6 protein-coding genes are annotated in these 8,003 nt (G+C 66.6%); all 6 read left to right on the forward strand.

Annotated elements, in window-relative coordinates; all coding sequences use genetic code 11:
- Window positions 1–462 (forward strand): lysophospholipid acyltransferase family protein (locus EOA38_RS21290; protein WP_145966020.1); only part of this gene is annotated, 462 nt, incomplete at its 5' end.
- Window positions 462–1,397, forward strand: a complete 936-nt coding sequence (locus EOA38_RS21295) for a phosphatidate cytidylyltransferase (RefSeq protein WP_126094434.1) — start codon at window positions 462–464, stop codon at window positions 1,395–1,397. The genes EOA38_RS21290 and EOA38_RS21295, both read left to right, overlap by 1 nt.
- Before the next feature lie 215 nt (window positions 1,398–1,612).
- Window positions 1,613–2,752: an efflux RND transporter periplasmic adaptor subunit gene (locus tag EOA38_RS21300; protein WP_126094435.1), complete on the forward strand. Its 1,140-nt coding sequence runs from the start codon at window positions 1,613–1,615 to the stop codon at window positions 2,750–2,752.
- Complete coding sequence (locus EOA38_RS21305; protein ID WP_126094436.1) at window positions 2,749–4,323, forward strand: FAD-dependent monooxygenase; 1,575 nt, start codon at window positions 2,749–2,751, stop codon at window positions 4,321–4,323. Before EOA38_RS21300 ends, EOA38_RS21305 begins: the two co-directional genes overlap by 4 nt.
- Before the next feature lie 115 nt (window positions 4,324–4,438).
- Window positions 4,439–7,540, forward strand: coding sequence for an efflux RND transporter permease subunit (locus tag EOA38_RS21310; protein ID WP_281059630.1), 3,102 nt, complete (start codon window positions 4,439–4,441; stop codon window positions 7,538–7,540).
- Between the two features lie 176 nt (window positions 7,541–7,716).
- Window positions 7,717–8,003: hypothetical protein (locus EOA38_RS21315; RefSeq protein ID WP_127300159.1), on the forward strand; the 287-nt coding region annotated here is incomplete at its 3' end.

Below are 8,003 nucleotides of genomic sequence, written 5' to 3' on the forward strand. Positions count from 1 at the left end.
GAGCGCGCCATCACGCATGCGGTGGCCGCTGCCGAATATTGGGGCAAGTCGCGGCTGCGCCGCTTCATCGCCGAGGACATGCTGTCCTCCGTGCTGATCAGCCGGCAATGGACAAGCGAGGCGGAGAACCCGATCTCCGTCATGCTCTCCGTGCTCGACCAGGGCCACTCGCTGATCATCTTCCCGGAAGGCACTCGCAACATGAGCGACGAGCTGCTGCCTTTTCGCTCCGGGCTCTACAATCTGTCGATGGCGCGGCCGGACGTCGAACTGATCCCTTGCTGGATCGAGAACATGTCGCGCGTGCTGCCCAAAGGCCAGTTCCTGCCGGTACCGCTGCTTTGCCGCGTCGTCTTCGGCGCACCGGTGGCGGTGGCGCCGGGCGAGGAACGCCGCGCCTTCCTCGAGCGCGCCCGCTCAGCGCTTCTGGCGCTCAACCCGCGCCCCGACCGAGACGATTGATGCGCCACGAAATCAGCATTCTCATCATCGGCCTTTTCGTGGTGCTGAGCACCGCCAGCGTCACCGCCGGCATCCTTTCGATGCACGCGCCGAAGCCGCTGAGCGCGACGCTCGTCAACCTCACTCAGCGCATCAACGCCTGGTGGGTCATGGTGGCGCTGATGACGGTCGCCTTCTTCTTCGGCCGCTACGGCATGACGATCCTGTTCGCGCTGATCTCGTTCGCGGCGCTGCGCGAATTCGTGACGCTGACGCACAGCCGTCGCAGCGACCATTGGGTGCTGCTCGGCATGTTCGGCATCGTCATTCCGTTCCAGTATTGGCTGGTGTGGACCGCCTGGTACGGCCTCTTCGTCATCTTCATTCCGGTCTACTGCTTCCTGCTGATGCCCGCGATCACGGCGCTGCATGGCGACACCGAGCGCTTCCTGGAGCGCATCGCCGCGCAGCAATGGGCGATCATGATCTCGGTCTACTGCGTCAGCCACGTCCCTGCCCTGCTGACGCTCAACGTGCCGGGCTTCGAAGGCCGCAACCTCTTGCTCATCGCCTTCCTGATCATCGTCGTGCAGGGCAGCGACGTGCTGCAGTACATCTTTGGCAAGCTGTTCGGAAAACACCGCTTCTCGCCCACCGTCTCGCCCTCGAAGACCTGGGAGGGCCTGATCGGCGGACTGGCCGCGTCGAGCCTGCTCGGCGCGCTCTTGTCCTTCATCACGCCGTTCTCGCCGCTGCAGGCTTCGGCGGTCGCCTTCGTCGCCTGCACGATGGGTTTTCTCGGCGGGCTCGTCGCCTCGGCGATCAAGCGCGACCAGGGCGTCAAGGACTGGGGGCATTTGATCGAGGGCCATGGCGGCATGCTCGACCGCACCGACAGCCTGGTCTTCGCCGCGCCGATCTTCTTCCACATCGTGCGCTATTTCTGGACGGTATGACCGTCGGCATCGGCGTCTCCCGGCGCCGTTCCAAGGCCGTCTCACCCAAACATCGGAAAATTTTCAGAAACCGTTCGGGAGTTCCCGGGCCGGAAACCGCAAGAAGATCGGGCTGGCGAAAGACAGGCCGCAACGCCCGATCCCCTCTCCAGCCAACATATTTCCCGGTCGCCGCATCCTCCCGGTGCGACCGCAACCTTGGTGATGGAGACAACATGATTGCCGCACTCTTCCGTAACGGGCCGTCGAGGCGCCGCCTTGTCGCCGGATCGATCGCCGTTCTTGCCTGCGGTGCCGCCGTGGTCTGGCACGGCGCCAGAAGCGAGGCCTCGAACGCCACGCCGGCCGCACCCGAGACGAAGCTCGTCAAGGCCGTCGCCGTCGCCCCGATGCTCGGCGCGGACACCCGCACCGCCGTCGGCGAGATACGCCCGAGGCTCGAAAGCGACCTCGGCTTCCGCGTATCCGGCAAGCTCATCGAACGCATCGCCGGGATCGGCGCCACGGTGAGGAAGGGCGACGTGCTCGCCCGCATCGACGACCAGGACTATCGCAACCGGCTCGCCAGCGCCGAGGCCGACGTCGCGGCGGCGCAGGCGGTGCTCGTCGAGGCAAGCGCCGCCGAGGCCCGCATCGGCGCGCTGCTCGCCAAGGGCTTTACGACGCGGGCCAATTACGACGCGACGCTGAAGAACCTGCGCTCGGCGCAGGCCAAGCTCAAATCGGCGAAAATCGCCTTCGACATGGCCAAAGACCAGCTCGGCTATAGCGAGCTGCGCGCGGAATTCGACGGTATCGTCACCGCGACCGGGGCCGAAGCCGGCCAGTCCGTCAATGTCGGGCAGACGGTGGTGCGCGTCGCCGATCCGGAGAGCCGCGATGCGGTGTTCTCGATCGCGGAAGCTGCCTTCGCCAACGCGCCCGATACGAAGCGGCCACCGCAGGTAACCGTCTCGCTGCTTAGCAATCCGGCGATCACGGCGGTCGGCACCGTCCGCGAGATTGCACCCATGGCTGATGCCGCGACCCGCACCTTCCAGGTGAAGGTCTCGCTCGAGAATGTGCCCGACGAAATGCGCTTCGGCGCAAGCGTCGCCGGCCGCGCCGAGATGGGTGGCGCGCCGGTGATGGTGCTGCCGGGCAGCGCGCTGTTCGATAAGGAAGGCAAGCCGGCCGTGTGGGTCGTCACACCGTCGTCGGCGGTGGAGCTGAGGCCAATCTCTGTCGCCCGCTACGAGACCGATCGCATCGTCGTCAGCGACGGGCTCGCCAAAGGCGATCTCGTCGTCACCGCCGGCGTCAACCGGCTGCGGGAACACGAAAAAGTTCGTATCGTTGAAGGAGAAGGAAAATGACCGTGTCCAAGACAAAGGTCCTCATTGCTGGCGCCGGTCCGACCGGGCTGACGCTCGCGCTCTGGCTGACCAGGCTCGGCGTGCCGGTGCGCATCTTTGACAAGGCCGCAGCTCCCGGCGAAACATCGCGAGCGCTTGCCGTCCAGGCGCGCACGCTGGAGTTCCACCGCCAGATCGGCATCGTCGACGACGTGCTTGCGGAGGGCGTGCGCATCGAGCGACTCACCGTGCACACGCCGGCCGGGATAGCGGCGCGCCTGCCGCTGTCCGATTTCGGCCGCGGCATCAGCCCCTATTCCTTCGCCTTCGCGCTGCCGCAGGACATCCACGAACGCGTGCTGATCGCGCATCTGGAGCGCGCCGGCGTCAAGGTCGAGCGAAGCACCGAGCTCATCACCTTCCAGGACAGAGGCGATGCGGTCGTCGCGACCTTGAGCAAGGTAGGCCGGACCGAAACCGTCGGCGCCGCCTATCTTGCCGGTTGCGACGGTGCCCACAGCGCCGTGCGCCATGGGCTGAAGGTCGGCTTTCCCGGCGGCGCTTACGAGCAGTCCTTCTACGTCGCCGACGTGAAGGGGCGCGGCGAGATCACCCGCAACGGCATGGACACGACGGTCAGCGCCTATGGCTTCGCGATCGTCATGCCGGTCCGGCAGTCCGGCTCGGTCAGGCTGATCGGTATCGTGCCGAAGGCGCATGAGGCCGACGAGACGATCAGCTTCGAGGCGATCCGAGCCGATGTCGAGCGCGACACCGGCGTCACGGTCGACGAGGTGAACTGGTTCTCGACCTACCGCGTCCACCATCGCGTCGCCGAGCGCTTCCGCGTCGGCCGCGTGTTTCTTTGCGGCGATGCCGGCCACATCCACAGCCCGGCCGGCGGCCAGGGCATGAACACCGGCATGGGCGATGCAGTGAACCTCGCCTGGAAGCTCGCGGCGATCGTGCAGGGCCGAGCCGATCCGCGCCTGCTCGACAGCTACGAGCCGGAGCGCATCGCATTTGCGCAGAAGCTGATCGACAGCACCGACACCGCTTTCCGCTTCATCACCAGCCGCTCGCGGTTCATAGGCTTGTTCCGTCGCTATCTGATGCCGAAGATTTTGAACGCGCTGCTCCACACCTCTTTCGGCTCGCGCTTCTTCTTCGGCGTGATCTCGCAGGCGGCGATCGAGTATCGCGCCGGACCGATCAGCGCGGGCACGGCGGGCAAGGTGAGCGGCGGCGACCGCCTGCCCTATGTACTCGGCCCCAACGGTGACAATTTCGAGCCGCTGCGCTCGCTCGACTGGCAGGTCCACGTCTACGGCGAGGTCACCTGCGATTTCCGGGCGATGCTGGCGCCGACCGGCATCCCGATCCACGCCTTCGCCTGGTCGGACGCGGCCGAAAAGGCCGGCTTGCAGCGCGACGCTGCCTATCTGGTGAGACCGGACGGCCATGTCGCGCTTGCCTCGCCGGTCCAGGAAGCGGCCGCTTTCCAGCGCTATATCGCCGGTCTCGCCATCAAGCCGAGAACCGCAGAGCGCGCGCCCTACCGCGTGCCGGGCACCATGCACAGCCTGGCCTGAACTGCCACGGCGCCCGCCAAGCGGCGGGCGCTTACCGAACCCCAACCGTCACTTGTTTCGCCTGCCGGCAGCCGCCGGCGGAACGCGCCTTTGCGCGCTGAGAGGAATTTGCATCATGACGAGTTTCAACCTTTCCGAATGGGCGCTGCGCCACCGGAGCTTCATCGTCTACCTGATGATCGCGGCGGCACTTGCCGGCCTTTACCCCTATCGCGGCCTCGGTCGCGAGGAGGACCCGCCCTTCACCATCAAGACCATGGTGGTGAAGACGATGTGGCCGGGCGCCAGCGCCGGCGACACGCTGGAGCAGATCACCGACCGCATCGAGAAGAAGCTCGAGGAGCTGCCGGACCTCGACTACGTCAAGAGCTACACCAAGCCCGGCGAGTCCGTCGTCTTCGTCAACCTCAAGGACACGGTCGCCGGCGACCAGGTGCAGCCGCTCTGGTACCAGGTGCGCAAGAAGCTCGACGACATCAAGCCGACGCTGCCGTCCGGCGTGCAGGGCCCGTTCTACAACGACGAGTTCGGCGACACCTATTCGTTGATCTACGCGCTTACTTCCGACAGCCTCAGCCATCGCGAGTTGAAGGATCTGGCGAGCAGCCTGCGCGCCGGGCTGCTCACCGTGAAGGATGTCGCCAAGGTCGACCTGATCGGCCAGCAGGACGAGAAGATCTATCTGGAATTCTCGACCCAGAAGATCGCCGCACTCGGCCTCGACGTCGGCACGCTGTCGCAGGCGCTGCAGGCGCAGAACGCGCTGACGCCGAGCGGCACGGTCGACGCCGGCCCCGAGCGCATCGCCATCCGCGTCTCCGGCAGCTTCACCTCGGAGGAAAGCCTGAAGGCAATCAACTTCTACGCCAACGGCCACTACTTCCGGCTGGGCGACGTCGCCGAGGTCAAGCGTGCCTATTCCGACCCGCCGCAACCGATGTTCCGCTTCAACGGCAAGCCTGCCGTCGGCATCGCCATCTCGATGACTTCGGGCGGCGACGCGTTGGCGCTGGGCGAAAACGTCAAGGAGAAGATGCACGAAATGGAGGCCGAGCTGCCGCTCGGCGCTGAGCTCGGTCTGGTCGCCGACCAGTCGCATGTCGTGGAAGAATCCGTCGGCGAGTTCACCAAGAGCCTCGGCGAGGCGATCGCCATCGTGCTTGCGGTGTCGCTGCTGGCGCTCGGCTGGCGCCCCGGCGTCGTGGTGGCGGTCGCCATCCCGCTGGTGCTGGCGATAACCTTCGTCACCATGGAGTATTTCGGCATCTCGCTGCAGCGCATCTCGCTCGGCGCGCTGATCATCGCTCTCGGCCTGCTGGTCGACGATGCGATGATCGCGGTCGAGATGATGATCTCGCGCATGGAGGAAGGCCACGACAAGATCTCGGCCGCCACCTACGCCTACACCTCCACCGCCTTCCCGATGCTCACCGGCACGCTGGTGACCATCGCCGGCTTCGTGCCGGTCGGTTTCGCCAAGAGCGGCGCCGGCGAATACTGCTTCTCGCTGTTTGCCGTCGTGGCGATCGCGCTGGTCGTCTCCTGGGTGGTGGCCGTGCTGTTCACGCCGCTCACCGGCGTGGCGCTCCTGCCCGATCGCATCAAAGGCCATGGCAGCCATCAGCCGTCGCGGATTGCCCGCGGCTTCCAGACGCTGCTCGAGATGGCGATGCGGGCGAAGTGGATCGTGCTGTCGGCGACCGCGGGGCTGTTCGCGCTCTCGGCCGTGGCCATGGGCTTCGTCGGCCAGGAATTCTTCCCGAAGTCCGACCGGCCGGAGGTTATGCTCGATCTTACCCTGCCGCGCACCGCCTCGATCAAGTCGACGGATGCCGTGGTCGAGCGTGTCGAGAAGCTGCTCGCCGCCGATCCCGACATCGACCATTGGAGCTTCTATGTCGGCCAGGGCGCGGTGCGCTTCTACCTGCCGCTCGACGCGCAGCTGGCCAATGACTTCTTCGCCCAGGCCGTGGTGGTGACCAAGGGCCACGCCGTTCGCCAGGCCGTCATCGACCGGCTGGAGAAGGAGCTGGCGACCGGCTTCGACGACGTCATGGCCCGCGTCACGCCGCTGGAGCTCGGCCCGCCGGTCGGCTGGCCGCTGAAGTTCCGCGTCAGCGGTCCGGACCCGGACAAGACGCGCAGCTTGGCGCAGCAGTTCGCGCAGGTGCTAGGCAGCGACGCCGCCGTGCGCAACATCAACTACGACTGGAACGAACCGGCCAAGGTGATCAAGGTCGACGTCGACCAGGACCGGGCGCGCGCGCTGGGCATCTCCTCGCAGCAACTGTCGGAGACGATCAACGCGGTGCTGTCGGGCTCCAAGATCACGCAGATGCGCGACGACACCTACCTCGTCGACATCGTCGCCCGGGCGGTGGAGACCGAACGCGCCAGCATCGACACGCTGCGCGGCCTGACGATCAGCGCGTCCGGTGGTCGGCACGTGCCGCTCGAGCAGGTGGCCAAGCTCAGCTATCAGACCGAGCCGCCGCTGATCTGGCGCCGCGGCCGGCTGCCGACCGTGACAGTGCAGGGCGACGTCGCGCCAGGCGAGAACGCCACCTCCGTCACGCGGCGGCTGGAGAACGCGATCGCCGCCTTCAAGGCGGAGCTGCCGGCGCGCTACAGCGTCGAACAGGGCGGCGTGATCGAGGACAGCGCCAAGGCGCAGGCCAGCATCTTCGTGGTGTTCCCGCTGATGCTGTTCATCATGGCGACGGTGCTGATGATCCAGCTGATGAGCTTCCAGCGCCTGGTGCTGGTGCTGCTCACGGCTCCGCTGGCGCTGATCGGCGTCGCCGGCGCGCTGCTCCTGTCGGGCGCACCAATGGGCTTCGTGGCGATCCTCGGCGTGATGTCGCTGATCGGCATGGTGATCCGCAACTCGGTCATCCTGATCGCGCAGATCGACCAGCACATCGCCGCCGGCGAGGAGCCGTGGGCCGCGGTGATCAGCGCCACCACGCATCGGCTGCGGCCGATCCTGCTCACGGCGGCGGCCGCCATCCTCGGCATGATCCCGATCGCGCCGACGGTGTTCTGGGGGCCGATGGCCTATGCGGTGATGGGCGGGCTGATGGTGGCAACCGCGCTGACGCTGGTCTTCCTGCCGACGCTCTACGCAACCTGGTTCGGCATCAAGGCGCCCGCTGAGACCACCGCGGCGACCGAACCGACCACGGCCAGCGCCGAACCTCAGCCGCTGGCCGCCTGAGCTGAAACCATTGCGGAGACGCCGCCGTGGCAGTTCTTCGTCGTCGCCGACGTGATCGGCGGCGGCGTCACAACCGCGAGCGTTTCGCGGTTGCTCACCTAGCGGCGCTGGCGGGACACAGCCCCGGCTTGCCGCATCCTCCCACTAGACTTCAATCGACATCAGGAGAAACGGAAATGCCTTTGAAATCCATGAAGAAGTTCCGCTCGGCCGTGGCCTTGCTCGCACTCGCTCTCACCACCATTGAAATCGTCGGCACCGCCGTCCCGGCCCTGTCGCTGGTTGGCACCGCCGAGGCTCGCATCGGTGCGCCCTGGACGCCACGCAGCGCGGCGGGCGTCGCCCGCCGCACCACGACATGGCGTGTGCTCAGGCACACCACGACCTGGGTCGCCACGCTGCCGCCCGGCTGCGTCCGCCGGTCAATCGACGACGACCACGATGTAGCGGCCCTGATAGAGCC

This window comes from Mesorhizobium sp. M1E.F.Ca.ET.041.01.1.1 (assembly GCF_003997355.1).
GTDB lineage: Bacteria > Pseudomonadota > Alphaproteobacteria > Rhizobiales > Rhizobiaceae > Mesorhizobium.

Excerpts from the sequence above, each read along its gene's own strand:
- EOA38_RS21310 (WP_281059630.1), top strand. The coding sequence starts at position 4,439 with ATGACGAGTTTCAACCTTTCCGAATGGGCGCTGCGCCACCGGAGCTTC.
- EOA38_RS21295 (WP_126094434.1), top strand. The coding sequence starts at position 462 with ATGCGCCACGAAATCAGCATTCTCATCATCGGCCTTTTCGTGGTGCTG.
- EOA38_RS21300 (WP_126094435.1), top strand. The coding sequence starts at position 1,613 with ATGATTGCCGCACTCTTCCGTAACGGGCCGTCGAGGCGCCGCCTTGTC.
- EOA38_RS21305 (WP_126094436.1), top strand. The coding sequence starts at position 2,749 with ATGACCGTGTCCAAGACAAAGGTCCTCATTGCTGGCGCCGGTCCGACC.